General features: G+C 40.5%; 15 protein-coding genes. 10 read left to right on the plus strand and 5 right to left on the minus strand.

The features are described from left to right. Nucleotides 1–116 precede the first annotated feature (116 nt). Nucleotides 117–905 carry a hypothetical protein gene (locus tag B1201_RS00520; RefSeq protein WP_078191882.1) on the plus strand — a complete coding sequence of 263 codons (789 nt, stop codon included), beginning with the start codon at nt 117–119 and terminating at the stop codon, nt 903–905. Nucleotides 906–1,102: 197 nt separating this feature from the next. Beyond that, the gene (locus B1201_RS00525; RefSeq protein ID WP_078191883.1) at nt 1,103–2,560 is read left to right on the plus strand and encodes a sensor domain-containing diguanylate cyclase; all 1,458 of its coding nucleotides are present in this window, start codon (nt 1,103–1,105) and stop codon (nt 2,558–2,560) included. Nucleotides 2,561–2,620: 60 nt separating this feature from the next. On the opposite strand, the gene B1201_RS00530 is transcribed toward B1201_RS00525, so the two are convergent. Next, nucleotides 2,621–2,800 (minus strand): hypothetical protein, encoded by a 180-nt coding sequence (locus B1201_RS00530; protein WP_078190224.1) that lies wholly within the window; start codon nt 2,798–2,800, stop codon nt 2,621–2,623. Between the two features lie 442 nt (nt 2,801–3,242). Between B1201_RS00530 and B1201_RS00535 the strand changes: the two genes are divergently transcribed. The 4 genes from B1201_RS00535 (at nt 3,243) to B1201_RS00545 (ending at nt 7,063) form a co-directional block, all read left to right on the plus strand. After that, complete coding sequence (locus B1201_RS00535; protein WP_078192383.1) at nt 3,243–4,301, plus strand: OmpW/AlkL family protein; 1,059 nt, start codon at nt 3,243–3,245, stop codon at nt 4,299–4,301. Between the two features lie 245 nt (nt 4,302–4,546). Further along, complete coding sequence (locus tag B1201_RS00540; RefSeq protein ID WP_078191884.1) at nt 4,547–5,758, plus strand: MFS transporter; 1,212 nt, start codon at nt 4,547–4,549, stop codon at nt 5,756–5,758. After that, nucleotides 5,751–5,885: a hypothetical protein gene (locus B1201_RS17215; protein ID WP_257221407.1), complete on the plus strand. Its 135-nt coding sequence runs from the start codon at nt 5,751–5,753 to the stop codon at nt 5,883–5,885. Before B1201_RS00540 ends, B1201_RS17215 begins: the two co-directional genes overlap by 8 nt. Nucleotides 5,886–6,106: 221 nt before the next feature. Then, a complete protein-coding gene (locus B1201_RS00545; protein ID WP_078191885.1) occupies nt 6,107–7,063 on the plus strand; it encodes a TauD/TfdA dioxygenase family protein in 957 nt (318 codons plus the stop codon). 106 nt (nt 7,064–7,169) lie between these two features. Here the strand turns inward: B1201_RS00545 and B1201_RS00550 are convergent, their stop codons facing one another. After that, nucleotides 7,170–8,081, minus strand: coding sequence for a LysR substrate-binding domain-containing protein (locus tag B1201_RS00550; RefSeq protein WP_078191886.1), 912 nt, complete (start codon nt 8,079–8,081; stop codon nt 7,170–7,172). A 102-nt stretch (nt 8,082–8,183) separates the two neighbouring features. Here B1201_RS00550 and B1201_RS00555 point away from each other — a divergent pair, with 102 nt between their 5' ends. Continuing rightward, nucleotides 8,184–9,035: a pirin family protein gene (locus B1201_RS00555; RefSeq protein ID WP_078191887.1), complete on the plus strand. Its 852-nt coding sequence runs from the start codon at nt 8,184–8,186 to the stop codon at nt 9,033–9,035. 93 nt (nt 9,036–9,128) lie between these two features. Here B1201_RS00555 and B1201_RS00560 read toward each other — a convergent pair whose 3' ends face one another. After that, nucleotides 9,129–10,112: an alpha/beta hydrolase gene (locus B1201_RS00560; RefSeq protein ID WP_228144746.1), complete on the minus strand. Its 984-nt coding sequence runs from the start codon at nt 10,110–10,112 to the stop codon at nt 9,129–9,131. A gap of 335 nt (nt 10,113–10,447) precedes the next feature. On the opposite strand from B1201_RS00560, the gene chrA reads away from it, so the two are divergent. After that, entirely contained in the window at nt 10,448–11,686 is a 1,239-nt protein-coding gene (chrA, locus tag B1201_RS00565) for a chromate efflux transporter (RefSeq protein ID WP_078191889.1), read from the plus strand. A 35-nt stretch (nt 11,687–11,721) separates the two neighbouring features. Here chrA and B1201_RS00570 read toward each other — a convergent pair whose 3' ends face one another. Both B1201_RS00570 and sthA read right to left on the minus strand, forming a co-directional pair. Then, entirely contained in the window at nt 11,722–12,834 is a 1,113-nt protein-coding gene (locus B1201_RS00570; RefSeq protein WP_078191890.1) for an AAA family ATPase, read from the minus strand. A 142-nt stretch (nt 12,835–12,976) separates the two neighbouring features. After that, complete coding sequence (sthA, locus tag B1201_RS00575; RefSeq protein ID WP_078191891.1) at nt 12,977–14,392, minus strand: Si-specific NAD(P)(+) transhydrogenase; 1,416 nt, start codon at nt 14,390–14,392, stop codon at nt 12,977–12,979. Nucleotides 14,393–14,598: 206 nt separating this feature from the next. Between sthA and lipA the strand changes: the two genes are divergently transcribed. Then, entirely contained in the window at nt 14,599–15,612 is a 1,014-nt protein-coding gene (gene lipA, locus B1201_RS00580; protein ID WP_078190238.1) for a lipoyl synthase, read from the plus strand. Between the two features lie 424 nt (nt 15,613–16,036). Further along, nucleotides 16,037–18,550 (plus strand): acyl-CoA dehydrogenase, encoded by a 2,514-nt coding sequence (locus B1201_RS00585; protein WP_078191892.1) that lies wholly within the window; start codon nt 16,037–16,039, stop codon nt 18,548–18,550. The last annotated feature ends 59 nt before the right edge of the window (nt 18,551–18,609 follow it).

The raw sequence follows: 18,609 nt of genomic DNA on the forward strand, positions 1-18,609 counted from the left end.
GAAACTGTTGGCTCTAAAAAAACTCAGGAATAAAGCGTTCATTTATCCCTTATTGATACTTGACCTATGTAAATTTCACCTGCAACATGAACAAAAGGACGCCACAGATCAAACTTATGACTTACCAATATCATGACGAAAGTATTGTTAAAAACCTACCCGAAGATACTATTTTTGTTTTTGGCAGCAATATGGCAGGTCAACATACTGGCGGTGCAGCGCGTACTGCCCTAGTGCATTTTGGTGCAATGAATGGTATTGGTCGTGGATGGGCTGGTCAAAGTTTTGCTATTCCAACAATGAATGAGCATTTACAACAAATGCCATTGTCTCAGATTCAACATTATGTTGATGATTTTAAAATCTATACCAAGAATCATCCGAAGACCAAATATTTCATTACTTCGATTGGCTGTGGTGTCGCTGGCTATAAAGTTGAAGAAATTGCTCCCATGTTTAAGGGGATTTCCAGAAATGTTATTTTTCCAATTTCATTCCGTCCTTTCGTTGAAAAAGCTTTACCTAAACTTACTTCGAAACTTCTACATACAATTTTTCAAGACTCGGTAATTTTTGCACCTTCGGCAGATGAATTGGTTGATGTTCTGGCCTTAACAGATAATGAAAAAAGTCTTGCGAAAATTGTGCTGAATACCCAAATGTACCCGACAGATAGCAATGGTCGTGACCGTATTTTTGAAATTGAAGATATTTTGCATGCCCTGAATGGGAAAATATTTGAGTTTCAAAGCAACTCAGAAGGCCCAATGATGTTTGGCGGTGTCATTTTAGCCCTACTTGAACTGTACAATATTAATGAAAAAGATTTTATTGATGTTTGGAAAGCTGAACGTGAAATCGCTGCACCAAAGCCTGAAAATAAAGCTCGTAAAGCCAGCCGCTAAAGACTATTTTCACCACATTTCCCCCCAAAAAAAGCCAAAGTCTACATTGGCTTTTTATCTAAGGTGGATTAACAACTTTTAGCGACATTGGTCACATTAAAAATAAAGTTTACTTTATACATCACATTATTTTAATATCATTTTTTTCATCTTATACTACATGTTGTAATTATCATGAAGAATGACGAGCACATAAAATAGACATGCTAGATTCTCCTTTTTTTGAGCTATCCCCCATTGCCATGTGGCTTGAAGATTACAGTGAAGTCAAAAAACAATTTGATCTCTGGCGTCAGCAAGGTGTGCAGGATCTCGCCACTTTTCTTCAACAAGATGAATCACGAATTCTGCAATGTGCAAGAAAAATAAAAATCTTACAGGTCAATACAAAAACGTTAGAACTGTATCAAGCACGTGACTTTGAACATTTATGTCAAAACCTTGATCTCGTTTTTCAGGCGGAGATGTGTCAAACACACATTAGAGAGTTGGTTGCATTGTGGAATGGTGAAACGCATTTTTCCCATTCTGCCGTGAACTATACGCTCAGTGGACAACGCCTAGACATTCAACTCAAAGGCATCGTGCTACCGAGTCATGAGCAGGATTTGTCTGCCGTTTTAATTACGACTGAAGATATCACCTCTTATACTGAAGCTTGTCGTTTACATGAACAAAGTCGTCATTTGGCAGAAGCGCGTTTCCATTATTCGCCAACCTCACTTTGGGTAGAAGATTTCAGCCGGATTAAAATAAAATTAGATCAGCTTCGCGCTTTAGGTATAGAAGATTTTGTGACATTTTTGGATGTTCACCCCGATTTTGTACAAGAGTGTATTAAGGAAATACTAATTGTTGACGTTAATCAGGCCACCCTTGATTTATTTGGCGCTCCGAATAAAGAAATATTGCTCAAAAATGTACATAAAGTATTTGCCAAAGAGATGCTGCAAACCTTTAAAGAACAGTTGATTGAACTTTGGAATGGTAATTTACATCATCAACGTGAAGCTATAAATTATGCACTTGATGGCAGTATTCGCCACGTCTTGCTGCAATTTACCGTATTTCCCGATTATCTTGATGATTGGAGCACCGTGCAGGTTGCTTTAACCGATATTACCGCACGTAAAAAGGCTGAAAATTATCTTGAGTATTTAGGTAAGCACGACGTACTGACCAAACTCTATAATCGTTCATTTTATATAGCAGAACTCAAGCGTCTCGAACGCAATCAATTACGTCCTGTTTCTTGTATTTTTATGGATTTAAATGGACTAAAAGAACTCAATGACAGTATTGGGCACGATGCTGGTGACAGTATCCTCAGACGTCTGGGCAACATTTTAAACCAACTTATTCAGCATACGCCCTATTCTGCTTCGCGCATTGGCGGTGATGAATTTGTCATACTTTTACCGGGTGCTGATGATGCAGCATTGCAAAACTGCTTACAAAGTTTGAATGAGTTGTTATTGGTCGATAACCAGTTTTATTCAAATCAACCGATGAGTATATCAATTGGTTCTGCCACCAATACTTTGAATGAACGAATGGAAGATATGCTTAAACGTGCTGATCTTGACATGTATCGTCAGAAGAAAAAGTATTATATCAATAAAGACCGTAGAATTCAGTCTGAAATACGCAATTAGCATCAATCATTTGCAATAAAAAAGCCATGGTTCAAACCATGGCTTTTTTATTTAAATCTTTTAACGCTTACCCATCGAACGACGTGTACCGCGTGGTGGCATCCAAGTACGGTCAGCATAACGCTGAGGTTTTGGACGCATATCTTCAAAGATTTCATCCGAAGCATTATCTTCAGCTTTTTTAATCGGAAAAGGCAAATTAACTAAAGCCTTTTTCTTGGGAGGGTTTTGCGTACTCATACGAATAACTCAATTGAATCTGGCGCTATTGTACAAAAAAAAATGGTTTTGGTGTAAAAGGCTTTGAGTGATTAGACTCGATTGGCATATAAAGACTCAATGATCAGCTATGAATTTTATTTCTATAGAGGACAACAGCACAAAACTGCTTTGAATATGGTCGTTTTAAACTATTTTATTGACCCAATTCAACCAATACACTGTCACTTATACCAATAAATATTGAATATTTACAAATAGATAGAACCATTTCAAAATTTCAAAAAAGTTAGATTTTTTTACACAAATACCTACTTAAAGCCCTCAAATAATACAAATCATCAAAAATGTTACAGGACTATTACGTTTATTCTTGTTTTCTATAACATTTTTTACGCACTAATTTTGAATAATGGGCACTTAGAAAAATTATTATCAATTTACGGACATGGAGTCCTTTCAAATGAAAAAAAGTGTATTGTGCATTGCTGCTTCAATGGCTGCCCTACCTATGCTCAGTCATGCAGACTCACCATATTTTAGTTTAAAAGATGGCGATGGCTTCAAACGTTTTTCTGTCTCTGTTGGTGCTTTACATGTTATGCCACAAGGTAAAGCGCAGCCATTTCGTGTAAATACTGCCATCAATGAAGGCTATGAGGCAAAAGTTGGTGAAGTTAAATCACAAACAGTAAAAGACAATATTCGAGAAGGGTACAAAGTTCCGCCCCTACTAGAAGTTGCGCTAAATACTTTGGACACTGTTCCTGCTGCAATGAGTGGTAAAGCCACTATTTCAGGACTTGAACAATGGGACAATCCAGGGACCGGTCTTGAAGCAGACGATGTCACCACGCTTGGGATCATGACCAACTATTTCTTCACTGACAATGTATCACTAGAAATGAAAGCGGGTATTCCGCCAAAAGTTGATTTACAAGGCTCAGGAAAAATTTACGCACCATTTTCAGCCATTGCGAAACCACTAGGCGGTGCACTGGGAAATCTTGAACTTGAAAATGATATTTTCATTACCGACTTAGGCGCACATGGTGCAGCAGCTTCTGCACGTGCATGGACTCCGGCTGCTGAAATCCAATATCACTTCGGTAAAACTGGCGTCAATAAATTCCGTCCCTATGTGGGTCTAGGCGTGATGTATGCCTACTTCAATGAATTGGAAATGAATCCACAAATTGAGAAAGATTTGATTGCCGCAGGTCACATGATTGCCAACATTAAAGAAGGTAATGCAGGCGCCTCTTTGGAAGGAAAACCAAGTAAGGCAAATCCCAAAGTTGATTTAGAGGCAACTGATGTATTTGCTCCGGTTGCGACGGTGGGCTTCACATATGATTTCAATGATAAATGGTTTGCTGTTGGTTCTGTCAGCTATGCACACCTACAAAATGAAACCACCATTACCGTTACAGATGCGACACACGGCGAACTGATCAAATCTAAAGCGGATATTGAAGTAAACCCGATCCTTGCATATGCAGGTATCGGTATGCGTTTCTAATTAATAACCTGAATATAAAAAAAGACGGCTACAGCCGTCTTTTTTATTAGGCTATATATGGTCTTTTATTTTGAATTATCTCTTCAATCTCTTTTAAACACTTTTGAATTTCGGCTGTGTCATTTTTCTTTATTCATCCATAGTTACCTATAAAAAAAATTTATTGTTTGGTGAATTAAATTTAATCGCAACTCTGCGTTTATTCGCATACCATTGGGTTAAATTTAAAGAATGTAGCCTGCTGTATGTCTGATACTCGTTTCTCAAAGCCCCTGATTTACATGCTCATTGGCAGTGCTATTATTTTGGCATTGTCTTTAGGGGTGCGTCATGCATTTGGCCTCTATCTCGTGCCGATGAGTGATGAATTCGGTTGGGGACATAACGTATTTAGCCTTGCCATTGCCATGCAAAACTTAATTTGGGGTGCTGTGCAGCCAATTACTGGGGCTTTTGCAGATAAATATGGCAGTAAGATCGTGGTCGCCGTCGGTGGTGCATTATATGCCCTCGGACTATTACTCATGGCCGTCAGCTCCACCGGTTTACTGCTTAATTTAAGCGCAGGTTTAATCCTAGGTTTAGCCCTCTCAGCCACCTCCTTTCCAGTATTACTCTCGGCCGTAGGACGTGCAGCGCATCCAGACAAACGTAGTTTAGCCATGGGTATTGCCAGTGCCGCAGGTTCTTTTGGTCAGTTCATTATGCTGCCCTCTACATTACTGCTACTGCAAAAATTGGGTTGGTCTTCGGCTTTGGTGGTCAGCGCCATTTTAATTGCGCTTATTATTCCTTTAGCTTGGATGCTAAAAGCACCAATGTATGTTGCACCAAATGCAACTAATACGCATGAAGCCTCTCTGACTTTTAAACAAATTTTGCAATTGGCTTGGGAGCATAAACCCTTTTGGTTTCTAGCACTCGGTTTCTTTGTCTGTGGCTTCCAAGTGGTGTTTATTGGCATCCATCTTCCGGGATATTTAATCGATCATGGCTTTAATGCCACTACGGGCACTATTTTCCTAGCGCTCGTTGGACTGTTTAATATTGTCGGCACCTACACAGCTGGTTGGCTCGGTGGCAAATATTCCAAACCAAAGCTGTTGATGGGACTGTATGGATTACGTGGTATTGCCATTATTGCCTTTCTTTTGCTGCCTTTAAGTACATGGACAATCTATGCTTTTGGCGTCATTATGGGTTTATTATGGCTTTCTACCGTACCACTCACCAACGGTATTGTGGCCAATATGTTTGGCGTTAAATATCTCAGTATGCTGAGTGGTATCGTGTTCTTTACTCACCAAGTCGGTTCATTTTTTGGTGGCTGGTTGGGTGGTGTGAACCACGACATAACCGGTAACTATAATGCCATTTGGATTTTTTCGATTGTCCTGAGTATTTTTGGGGTATTGGTTCATTTCATGGTTAATGAGGAAAGTGTCATTCATGACTAATTCAACATTATGGTTCAGACTCAGTATTGCTATCAGTATTCTGGCCTTGTTAGCCTTATCCATCGGCTTATGGAGCCAAACACCTGAATTATTTGAATACTTTAACCAAGCGTTTTGTGCGCATTAAAGACGTATTGAAATCTTAATTCCGATCCAAACTGCTGTTTTATCAACACTACAACAGCAGTTTTTTAGCTATTTTCTACACGATTCAATAAAAGCTGCATTTTCAGCATATTAGTATTAATAATAAGTTTTTTCATAAACTTAGCTTATTTTTTAATTTTCCAACCTGCACTTTCTTCCATAGATTAAGTCTCAATAAAGAACAATTTGAGAACTTATGAAATGACCGCATTAACTCAACTTTCACAAGCCATCCATGATGCTCCGCGTTGGCATCAAGCAGAACATTTTCAAGATGGCAATGAAATTCGTATTGAAGTGCAACATGACCAAGCTTTGGGGGCTGTGGTTTATGGTTTAGATGCGCGTAAAGCACAGTCTGGGGAAACCATCTACCGTTTAAAACAAGCGCTGGCAGAACACTTGATTTTAATTTTTAAACATCAAAGTCTAGATGATTTACAGTATCTCGCGTTTGCAAGCTACTTCGGTTCAATCTTCCGTCCCGGTGCAGATATTCCAGTGTTAGCGTCACAAGATGATACCGGTACACCACCAGACGTCGTACCTGTTTCAAATGCAGTCGGTAAAGGTGACTATACTGGACATGGTGAATTGGCTGCGCATGCAGACCATCAGTGGACTCCGCTGCCATCTTTTGGTTCATTACTCTATGCCATTGAACTGCCACAAGACGGTGGACAAACCTCATGGTATAACACCATTAAAGCCTATGAAGCTTTAGATGAAGCGACACAAAAACATTTAGACCAACTTCAACTCATTACATACAACCCATTTGTCCGTGCCAAAAATAATAAAGGCACAACGGGATATGGCGCTACACCGCTATATCGTTTCAAAGACCAACCGATTGTTGGACATGCCTATCCACATCCACTTGTACGTACCCATCCAGAAAGTGGCCGTAAAGGTCTGTGGTTAAATGAACGATCTGAAGTGGAATTGGTTCACTACGATGATCAGTCAGGCAGTGAATTGATTGCATCTTTACGTGAACATTTATTGAAACCTGAGTTTCGATATGAACATCAATGGGAAGAAGGTGACATTGTATTTTGGGATAACCAAGCCACTTTACACTCACGCCGCCCTTTCCCTTCAGACCAACGCCGCTTATTAAAGCGAATTAGCCTAGCAGGAGGACGACCATACTGATGTTGAACTTCATGCCAACAATAAAAAATAAATAACCCTGTAAATCCGTGTTTGAGCAATAACCCCAAATAATTAAAATTTTAAAACAATAAGAACACTGCTCAAATTACGGATGATCTATATCTAAGGCCTTAAAACCTGAAATCAAATGGTCTAACATCGCACGCACACCCGGCAGCATGCCTTGTCGTGTCGCGTAGGCAACATGGATGACCCCTTGCGGCAATTGCCATTCAGGAAATAGCTCTATTAACTCACCACTTTTTAAAGCATCACGTACAAACACTTTGGGCAAAGATGCGATTCCTACGCCAGAAAGAGCAGCCGAAATCATCGCACTAAAACTGTCAGTTCTTAAGCGTGGATGAAATTCAATTTGTTGGGTTTCACTTTTTTCACGATGTCGGAAATCCCAAAAATGTTTAGGTCGGTCAAAACCAATACACGGAAAATTTTGAATCTCAGCCAATTGCTGTGGAATTTCACGCTCGAAGAAAAGTTGTGGCGATGCCACCAAAACATGATCCCAAGCATCTAAATCTCGAACGATCAAATCACTATCCAATAAAGGCATATTACGCACACGAATGGCTAAATCTACGCCTTCCTCAATCACATCAACCCGATGATTGGTCGCCATCAGATGCACACTGACCTCAGGATATTGCTGCATAAAATCAGTGACCATTTTGGCAACAGGCATTTCCACCAAAGCCACAGGACAAGAGATTTTAATTTGGCCACAGAGTTGGTCATTCAACGTACTAAGCACAAAGTTTTCCGTTTCGCTGACTTCCTCTAAAATTTTTAAGCAATGCAAATAGAACTGTTGTCCTATTTCAGTTACTGTAAATTTACGCGTATTACGTTGAATCAGACGTACACCCAAACGGGTCTCTAACTCTGTAATACGGCGTGATAGCTTAGATTTTGTAATACCCAATGCTTCACTGGCTTTGGTATAACCTTGATATTTCACCACTTGCACGAAGTAGTAATAGTCATTTAAATTTTGCATGATTGTTTCATTTTTAGAATAATCTGTTGAGTTTTTCGCCCTGTCATTCCCTCACTATACCTAAATAATAGATCTCAGAAGCAATATATTGAGGGCTGAATTATGAATTCAATCAAACGTGTATATCATAGTGATCGTAGTACTTGGGTGGGCGATGGCTTCCCAACAAACTCTATGCTCCCTATGCAAGAAATGGGCAATCAAACCAGTCCATTTCTCGTTATGGGCTATACCGGCCAATATCACTTCTCTCCAAGTCATCATCAACGTGGTGTTGGATCACATCCGCATCGTGGCTTTGAAACAGTAACCATTGTTTATGAAGGTGAATTGGAGCATTTTGACTCTAAAGGAAATCACGGCAGCATTGCCAAAGACGAAGTGCAATGGATGACTGCGGGTCGAGGCATTATGCATGAAGAACACCATTCTAAAAATTTTGCCAAAACTGGCGGAAATTTAGACATGGTACAACTTTGGGTCAATTTACCTAGTCATGCCAAAATGACTGAACCTCACTATCAAGAACTGACTACAGCCAATATTGCTGAAGTTAAACTTGCACAAAATGCAGGCGTGGTACGCGTCATTGCTGGCCAATTCGAAGATACATTGGGCGCAGCTGAAACTTTTAGCCCGATGAATGTGTTGGATGTGCGCTTGAATGCAAATGCTGAACAGGAATTTTCATTCAACCCACAGTGGAATAACATGATTTTTGTATTAAGTGGCGCGATCGAAATCGAAGGTCAACGCTTTGATGCGAAACAGACTTTATATGTCAGTGACCAAATATCGTCCTTGAAACTTAAATCTTTTGAAGCAACCAAACTGCTTATTTTAAGTGGCGAAGCTTTAAATGAACCCATTGCGGCACATGGACCATTTGTCATGAATAGTGAAGATGAAATACGTCAGGCATTTTATGATTTTCAACATGGTCATTTTGCTTAAATATTTCCACGATAAAGTCCCAATAAAAAAACCGCCTTCTGGCGGTTTTTTATATCTATGTTGGTATGAATTACGCATCACACTTTCAATAGATTATTGCGTGACTTTTTGATAAAACGCATCGATTGCATTGACCATTTGATCGAGTCCCGGCTGTTCCAAAGGATAATGTCCTGCATTTTTCAACATGACAACATCGATTGGAACTTGATGAATCCGTGCTAAAAATGACTGACTTAAAGCCAAAGGTGTCCAGCGGTCTTGTTCAGGCTGCGTCAGTAAAATTGGGCAGACATCAAACTGCTCCGGTTGCGTGTCATTTTTATAATATAAATACGAATCTAGAAATTTAACCGATACGCTATTCCCAGCTGACGTTTTATCTTTTAAAAAGACCTGCAATGCTGCGTCATTATTCACCAAGCGATGCATTTTACTTACCCACCGCATCGGCATTGGCAATGCTGAAAATGGTGTATGTGCTGTCACATGAGCCAGTGGGCTGCCCACGCGGCTCATAAATTTATTCAAAGAGACTTGATCACGCACAGTTTTATTTGAAGTGTCTAAAAAGGTCATACCGACGATACCTTTCACCTTTTTATTTTTTGCCGCCACGTGATAGGTCAACATACCACCTGCACTAAGCCCATACAAAACGATAGGACGATGATCTTTTTGTCGCTCGGCTTCAATGAGGTCATTGCCTGCTTGAACCCAGTCATCATAACGAATTTTTGAGCCCTTTTTGACTTGGGTGAGGCCATAACCGGGCATATCAATAGCGATAGTTTCATAGCCACGTTGTGCCAAAGGATACCCCAAAATCAATGACATTTGTCGACCATTTGTTCCCACACTATGAAACAGAATCACCTTCACTTTTGCCTGTGGATTTCGATAAGTATCTAAGTGAACAGTATGACCCTGCCAACTCCACCACTCTTCTTTAGGGCGCTGCATTTCATCTAAATGGTATTCTTTTGGTAGATAGTGCTGAATGTCCTGCCAGCTGTTTTGATCTGCATAACTTGCTAATGCTTGTGTAGCCGGTAGCTGATCATCTGCAAATGCCATAATTGAAAATAACGATGCAATGCCACTCATCAACCACTTCAATAAAGCGCTCAAAATTTCTGATAAGGTGTCTGATTTTGGAGAAGTCATTTTTAGACAATTTTTTATGTGTATGTGCTGATGCTAATCAGCGGCGGAAACCGACGCCATGTGCATGTGGGACAGCACTATGTCACTACGTCCAATTATCTTTTTCCCTGCTAAGCGCTTCAGAATAATTTTGAAGCAGGATTTACATACTCCTGCAATAATCAGCCTTTAAGATCTTTTAACTTTAATAATTTTATCCTTTAGAAATTCATAACCTTACTTTTGATTTTAAATATTGGTAACGCATGAGCCAGTCCAAACCACAACGAAACCTTGTCATCTTTCTGACCTTTTTAAGATTAGGGTGTATTGCATTTGGTGGACCTGCGGCACATTTGGTGTTGTTTTTTCAATATTTTGTGAAACAAGAAAAATGGATAACAGAGCATGAATATGCGCATTTGCTTGCCTTGGCTCAAGTCCTTCCAGGCCCAACAAGTAGCCAGCTCGGCATGGCAATTGGATTTCAACTCAACCGCTATCAAGGTGCTTGTTTTGCATGGTTAGGATTTACTTTACCTTCAGCCCTGCTGATGTGTGCCGCGGCCACTTTAAGTATAAAACTCAGTAATCAACTCTCAACTTTATTCTTTCATGTTATTCAGTTAATTGTACTAGCCGTTGTTGCATGGGCATTTTGGCAAATGATGCGAAGCTTCTGTAAAACAAAATTTCAGTATCTAGTCATGCTTTTAGCTGCATTTTTTATTTATTTCTTTCAATTTTCTCTAAATCAAGTTTTAGTGATTGTAGCTGCTGCAATTATCGGTTTAGTTTTATCGTCAAATCAATTACGCAGCCAAAAGCCAAATATCGCCGAAACAGTTCCACCCAAACATGACAGTTTTAGCCAAAATGCACATGAAAATACTCGCACCTCTTGGCTATGGCTTCTCGCCTTTATCAGCCCTTTTTTCGTTCTGCCATTCTTCGATATACAACATAGCAATGTATTGGCTTTCAGCTTAGAAAGCTTCTACCGCACAGCATCCCTCGTCTTTGGTGGTGGACATATTATTTTGCCATTTTTACATCAGGACTTTGTCTCTACAGGACTGATCAGTAATGAAAATTTTGACTTAGGCTATGCCCTTGCACAACTCGTGCCAGGACCTTTGTTTAGTTTCGCCGCCTATCTCGGCACACTTTTACCCATGACTGATGTGCTACTCTTAAATGCCGCACTCGCGACGTTAGCGATATTTTTACCATCATTTTTATTATTGTTTGGCTTATTGCCCTATTGGAATAAATTGATGAAATACCCGATACTTTTTGGCACCTTAAAAATAATCAATGCGGCTGTCGTTGGTTTATTACTGTGTCTACTATTTCAAATGAGCCAAAAATACATCATTCAATGGACAGACTTTATATTTGTTGCCGTCATTATTGCTTTACTTCGCAGCAAACTGCCAGTTTGGTTCAGCTTAATAAGCAGTTTTATCGGCTATTTCGCTTTTTTAACTTTTCTGCCTTTTTAAACTTAAGCAAAAAAAACTAGAACTCAAGGAGTAAATTAATCCTCATCGATTAAGCTTGCGCCCTTGACCACAGTTTTCCCCTCGACCTGATCCAGTTGATAATGCTGCACATCACTATACTGTTTGATCATTTCAACCAGCTCATTAGAATGTGTGGTCAACCAAAGCTGCGTATAGCGACTTGCTTCGGCAATCAGCATCGCCAAGGCAGGTAATAAATCGGGATGTAAGCTATTTTCAGGCTCATTCAGTGCCATAAAATTTGGGGGTCTTGGACTCAATAAAGCCACAGCTAAACACAAAAACCGTAAAGTCCCATCTGAAAATTCGGCACTTTCCAAAGGTCTTAAGATCCCTTGCTTTTGCATCATCATTTGAAAGCGCCCACCCATTTCCTGCACATAAAATTGGGTCTGCGGAAAGGCTTTTTCTAGTACTTCAAACAAAGTTTCACTGTTGCCACGCTCACGTAAAGTTTCAAAAGCCGCAGCTAAATTTGTACCATCATGCGCTAAAACTGGCGAACGAATGCCCACCTGTGGGACACGGATCGGTGAATTTCCACTGACAGAAAACTCATGATAAAAGCGCCAGTTTTTCATGGTCTCACGCACTTGTGAAACTTCGGGATATAAGTGTGGATCGGACAATTGTCCAAACACCGACTCTTCTGGTGTTAATGCCATCGGATAAGCAATCCGTTCTTCATCAACATTTTTAAGAAATGCCGCTTGGTTGGTTCTTTCCAACAACTCACTCATTTTTCGACGTTGATAGCCGCTTAACCAAATCCCTTCAACTTTGACCAAAGGATCGAGTGCAAACAAGGTGATGAGCGGTTCAGGAAAACCAATTTCAAGTTGATATTCATAATGCTCCATCTCCACTGCAAGCTTCATGCGCTTAGGGTCTTTCGATCGATCACCCGCACGGTGACCACCTGCCCACATGATTTTTTGAATCCCGCCCTCATTTGCAATAGCTTGGGATAATTGGCCATTTGCAGCTTCATGCAGGAGACGTACAGCTTTATATAGATTGGATTTACCACAACCATTCGGACCACTGACGATATTCAGACGCGATAAGGTCAGATTCATATGATGAATAGATCGAAAACCTTGAATGGTCACTGAACAGATCGTCATAAGCTACCTAAAATGAGTTGGAAATGCTGATGATTATAAGTGGATTGAATGTATATTTTGCATACACTTTATTCTTACCATAAAAAACCCGCAAGCCGAAACTTACGGGTCTTTCATTGTACATTCTAAGTTCAATTTAGCCTTAGAATAAACGGTTCATACCATTCAGTGTTGCCACACGGTACGCTTCCGCCATAGTTGGATAGTTAAATGTGGTTTCTACGAAATATTTAATCGTATTGTTCGGGCTGTTCATCACAGCCTGACCAATGTGAATAATTTCCGCAGCATTATTACCGAAGCAATGAACACCTAAAATTTCTAAAGTATCACGATGGAACAAGATTTTAAGCTCGCCCACGGTATCGCCCGTAATTTGCGCACGTGCCAAATGACGGAAAGATGCCTGACCCACTTCATACGGAATTTTTTCTTCAGTTAACTGTTGTTCAGTTTTACCAATCGAAGAAATTTCAGGAATTGTATAAATACCTGTAGGAATATCCGTTACAGGTGCAATTCCTTCTTCACCGCTCATGTTAGAGCCGGCACAGCGACCTTGGTCATATGCAGCAGATGCAAGTGAAGGCCAACCGATTACATCACCCGCAGCAAAGAAATTCTCTACTTCAGTTTGATATTGATCATTCACGGTTAATTGACCACGGCTGTTTGGTTTGATGCCTACATTTTCTAGGCCTAAACCATCGGTATTACCAGAACGACCGTTACACCACAAAATCGCATCTGCTTTAATTTTCTTACCACTTTGCAAGTGAAGAACCACGTGATCATCATGTGTTTCAAGATGATCAATCTGCTCGTTGTGGCGAATCAGTACACCCTGCTCACGTAAACGATATGACAATGCATCTGAGATTTCATCGTCTAAATAGCTGAGTAATTTGTGCTGTGTATTGATCAAGTCTACTTTATGGTCTAAACCAATAAAGATAGACGCATATTCACAACCAATCACACCTGCACCATAAATGATGATTTTTTGGATTGAATAATCCAGATCCAAAATTTTATCTGAATCAAATACGCGAGGATGATTAAAGTCTAAAGCAGCTGGACGGTAAGGACGTGAACCTGTTGCAATCACTAATTGCTGGAATACTAAAGTTTCCGTCATACCTTCATTACTAAAAATCAAAACAGTGTTTTGATCTTGGATATACGCACGGCCATGGAAAATATCAATTTTATTACGGTCATAAAAACGTGAGTGAGTTTCAACTTGTTGTTGAATCACTTTATGCGCATTACGTAACACCTGTTTCATCGTGAACTGTTTCCATTCACCGACTTTTTGGAACATAGGGTCACGTTGGTAACGTAAAATGCTTGAAACGGTCTGACGTAATGCTTTACTTGGAATTGTTCCTACATGGGTACAGTTACCACCAAGCTGTTCACGCATATCTACAATAGCAACTCGCTTACCTGATTTAGCAAGTTTCATTGCAGCGCCTTCACCCGCAGGGCCAGAACCCAGAACTACCGCATCGTATTTCACGAAAGTTCCACTAACGACCTCTTTCTTACGTGGCATTCAACGCTCCTTTACAAATATTCTTTAATCTAGGCTGTATTATGACGTATATCCTAACTTTTTTGGATATTTAGCTCACATATATTATGTGATAACCACATTTATTATATGAATATCGTTTTCCCCCTATTTAAGCTCAAGTCCGCTATAATGATCGAGCTAATTTTTTGAATATCTCCTCGTCAAAAACAGTGGAAAAGTTGAATATGTCTGAGAACCGTAAACCTGTACAGGGTGTAAAACTTCGTGGCGCAGAAAAAGTCGCTCGCATACCTGTGAAGGTCGTGCCAACGGTTGAAACGCCTCGTAAGCCTGACTGGATTCGGGTCAAAATGGCTGCCCCTGATGAAGTTCAACGTATTAAAACAACTTTGCGCGCACAAAAATTACATACCGTGTGTGAAGAAGCGGCTTGCCCGAACTTACCTGAATGTTTCGGTGGCGGTACTGCAACCTTTATGATTATGGGCGATATCTGTACTCGTCGTTGCCCATTCTGCGACGTTGCACATGGTCGTCCCAATGCTCTTGACCCAGATGAACCACGTCACATGGCAGAAACCATTGCCAATCTTGGTTTGAAATATGCCGTAATTACGTCGGTCGACCGTGATGACCTAGTTGATGGCGGCGCACAGCACTTTGTTGACTGTATTAAAGAAGCTCGTGACTTGAGTCCAAAAACACTTTTAGAAATTCTAGTTCCTGACTTCCGTGGTCGTATGGATGTTGCCCTTCGTATTATGACGGAGTGTCCACCCGATGTATTTAACCACAACATTGAGACTGTGCCACGTTTGTATAAAGCAATGCGTCCAGGTTCTGACTACCAACACTCTCTAAACTTATTAAAAATGTTTAAAGAATACTGCCCAGATGTTCCTACCAAATGTGGTTTGATGGTCGGTATTGGTGAAACTGAAGAAGAAGTGATTGCGCTATTAGACGACTTAAAAGCACACGATGTTGACTATGTCACCATTGGTCAGTACTTACAGCCCTCTAAAGAACATGCCCCGATTGACCGTTTTGTAAGCCCAGAAGAATTTGAGCGTTACACAGCACATGGTCAAAAGCTTGGCTTCAAAAACATTTGGGCTGCACCGATGGTCCGCTCAAGCTACTTTGCTGACCGTCAATACTATGGTGAACCAGTGCCTGCGGTACGTCGTAAAACTGATCCTGCAAAGAAAATTGCAGTTCAAACGATTGAAGCCTAATCACGCAAAGATTTAAAACATCGCAAATTAAAAGCCCTCATTAATTGAGGGCTTTTTTTGTGGCTTACACCCTCAGCCTAATTCGTTTCCCAATATAAGATCTTTCGAAAATAACGCGTTCCTTACAACTGTATGCAATATTCAACCCAATATATCGAATTATCTAAGTTTACGTAATGTGACATTTTTTTGCCCGATAGGGATTGTATTGTGATTATTTATTAATCAATCTATTGATAACACATTATTAGCGCTTTCATTATATTCGCGCAATTGTCCAATCACACTCACCAGCCGAGTGATGCCATTTTGACAGTCTCATGCACTTTAAAATCAGAAAGACAAAAGATGAGATCATTTTTAAACGCATGTAGGCTGTTTTAAACGCATAACGCTCTGGCCCTTGTCACTGGAGCCATAACAAATGCTATTTATACTCAGTGCAGTACTCTTTATTTTTGCTCTTTGGGCCGTTTTTTTCTTTGAACTTTCACGAGCTGTAGGCGCAATAACACTGATATTCGTTTCAATTGCACTCGCCTTTTTAAGCCCATGGTCATTAATACTTGGCATCCCGCTTATTGCTTTAAGTTTAATCGTGCTGATTGACCCACTGAGACTCAATCTACTCACCAAACCTGCCTATAAAACCTTAGCAAATGCGATGCCGAATATGAGTACTACGGAACGTGAAGCATTGGATGCAGGAACCAGTTGGTGGGAAAAAGAGCTATTTATGGGCGCGCCTGATTGGAAAAAATTTGAGGCTTATCCCTATCCTCAGCTCAGTGCTGAAGAACAATCTTTCATTGATAATGAAGTTGAGCAACTTTGTAGCATGCTCAACGAGTGGGATATTCACCATAAACATAAAGACCTCCCACCAGAAGCTTGGCAATTCATTAAAGATAATGGTTTCTTAGGACTGGTGATTCCAAAATCGTATGGAGGACGTGAATTTAGTTCATTTGCACAAAGCCGTGTCATGAGCAAGATTGCATCCCGCTCACTGACTGCCGCAGTCAGTTGTATGGTGCCCAACTCGCTTGGACCAGGGGAATTGCTTCTACACTATGGTACCGAAGCACAAAAAGATCGATACCTCCCTGGCCTTGCCAAAGGTGAAGAAATTCCATGTTTTGGACTCACCAGCCCTGAAGCCGGTTCAGATGCAGGCGCTATTCCAGATACAGGTGTCGTCTGTTATGGCACTTTTGAGGGACAACAGGTGCTCGGCTTAAACATGAACTTCTCCAAACGCTGGATTACTCTTGCACCAATTGCTACCGTCATTGGTCTGGCATTTAAACTTTACGATCCAGATGGCTTATTGGGAGATAAAAATAAAACGGAATATGGCATCACCTGCGCGCTGCTACCGGCGAGTCATGACGGTGTCATTACAGGCCCTCGTCATAATCCAGGCTCACCATTTATGAATGGGACAGTTGAAGGTAAAGATGTCTTTATTCCCTTAGACTGGATCATTGGTGGGATTGAAAATGCCGGCAAAGGCTGGCGTATGCTGATGGAATGCTTAGCAGTTGGTCGTGGTATTTCACTCCCTGCATTGTCAACGGCAGCCGGAGAAATGGCATATTTAAATGTTGGTGCATTTGCCAAAGTTCGTCAGCAGTTTAAAATTTCTGTAGGTAATTTTGAAGGTGTACAAGAAGCTTCGAGTGATATCGCATCAGATGCTTATATGCTTGAAGCATTTCGCTATTTGGTGACTTGTGGTTTAAACCAAGGCGGCAAACCTGCTGTAATGACTGCAATGGCCAAATACTATGCCACTGAAACCATGCGGAAAGTGGTGAATCATGGCATGGACATCGTCGGTGGACGTGCCGTGCAAATGGGACCTCGTAATTTTTTAGCTTTGAATTATCAGGCCATTCCTGTGTCAATTACTGTCGAAGGTGCCAATATTCTAAGTCGCTCTCTGATGATTTTTGGACAAGGCTCAATGCGGTGCCATCCATATTTATTTGAAGAGCTAAAATTACTTCAAGCCGAAGATAAAAACGCTGCACTCAATACATTCAATGAAATGCTCTTTAAGCACTTAGGCTATACCTTTAACCGAACTGCACGCGCCTTTGCTTATGCGTTCACAGGTGGCCCATCCGACTCACCAGCTTCAGCAGATGAATTTAGCCGCCCCTACTATAAAAAAATTAATCGATTCAGTGCCGATTTCGCGCTGACTGCAGATATGTGTCTTGGGCTTTTAGCCGGCGATATTAAACGTAAAGAAATGCTTTCGGGCCGACTTGCAGACATTCACTCTTATTTATTTATCGCGACGGCTATTCTTAAATATTATGAACAAGGTCAAAGAAGTGAAGCTGAACAATTACATGCGCAACTTGCATTAGATAAAGCTTTGTACAATGTTGAAGAAGCTTTCCAGGGCTTATTTGATAACTTCCCAATGCGACTAGCAGCAAGCGTAGTAAAAATCATCTGCTTTCCGTTTGGACGAGTTGTTGTTAAACCGACAGACCGTTTAAAACGTGAAGTTGCCACTCAAATGATGCTAGACAATACTTTCCGCCAAGAACTGAAAAAGCACGTGTATTACAGCACAGCAGCAGATGAAGTTTCTGGTCGTATGGAAAATGCCTTTTTACAATTGTTGAAAATTGAACCGCTGTGGAACCAATTTAAAAAAGCTGAATCTAAAGGCCAATTCAAAGGTTTAACTTTTGAAGCACATATAGCCGATGCGATTGCACAAAAATTCATTACAGCCTCTGAAGCTGAACAGCTCAACACTTACAACATTCAACGCTATGACAGTATGCTCACAGATGTTTTCGATATGCAACTCATCCACGAACTTGAGCTATCCAATCCACATTTAACCGTTACACCAGAAGTGAAAAAGCAACAACACACCGATGATGAACCAGAAGCCTTCCTGCGTTATTAATCAGCTTCTGCATCGCTTTTAAGCTTTATTTTTCTCAAAATAAAAGCCATTCCACTCTT

This window comes from Acinetobacter sp. ANC 5600 (assembly GCF_002018395.1).
GTDB classification, from domain to species: domain Bacteria; phylum Pseudomonadota; class Gammaproteobacteria; order Pseudomonadales; family Moraxellaceae; genus Acinetobacter; species Acinetobacter amyesii.

Excerpts from the sequence above, each read along its gene's own strand:
- B1201_RS00520 (WP_078191882.1), top strand. The coding sequence starts at position 117 with ATGACTTACCAATATCATGACGAAAGTATTGTTAAAAACCTACCCGAA.
- B1201_RS00530 (WP_078190224.1), bottom strand. The coding sequence starts at position 2,800 with ATGAGTACGCAAAACCCTCCCAAGAAAAAGGCTTTAGTTAATTTGCCT.
- B1201_RS00535 (WP_078192383.1), top strand. The coding sequence starts at position 3,243 with ATGAAAAAAAGTGTATTGTGCATTGCTGCTTCAATGGCTGCCCTACCT.
- B1201_RS00540 (WP_078191884.1), top strand. The coding sequence starts at position 4,547 with ATGTCTGATACTCGTTTCTCAAAGCCCCTGATTTACATGCTCATTGGC.
- B1201_RS17215 (WP_257221407.1), top strand. The coding sequence starts at position 5,751 with ATGACTAATTCAACATTATGGTTCAGACTCAGTATTGCTATCAGTATT.
- B1201_RS00545 (WP_078191885.1), top strand. The coding sequence starts at position 6,107 with ATGACCGCATTAACTCAACTTTCACAAGCCATCCATGATGCTCCGCGT.
- B1201_RS00550 (WP_078191886.1), bottom strand. The coding sequence starts at position 8,081 with ATGCAAAATTTAAATGACTATTACTACTTCGTGCAAGTGGTGAAATAT.
- B1201_RS00555 (WP_078191887.1), top strand. The coding sequence starts at position 8,184 with ATGAATTCAATCAAACGTGTATATCATAGTGATCGTAGTACTTGGGTG.
- B1201_RS00560 (WP_228144746.1), bottom strand. The coding sequence starts at position 10,112 with ATGGCATTTGCAGATGATCAGCTACCGGCTACACAAGCATTAGCAAGT.
- chrA (WP_078191889.1), top strand. The coding sequence starts at position 10,448 with ATGAGCCAGTCCAAACCACAACGAAACCTTGTCATCTTTCTGACCTTT.
- B1201_RS00570 (WP_078191890.1), bottom strand. The coding sequence starts at position 12,834 with ATGACGATCTGTTCAGTGACCATTCAAGGTTTTCGATCTATTCATCAT.
- sthA (WP_078191891.1), bottom strand. The coding sequence starts at position 14,392 with ATGCCACGTAAGAAAGAGGTCGTTAGTGGAACTTTCGTGAAATACGAT.
- lipA (WP_078190238.1), top strand. The coding sequence starts at position 14,599 with ATGTCTGAGAACCGTAAACCTGTACAGGGTGTAAAACTTCGTGGCGCA.
- B1201_RS00585 (WP_078191892.1), top strand. The coding sequence starts at position 16,037 with ATGCTATTTATACTCAGTGCAGTACTCTTTATTTTTGCTCTTTGGGCC.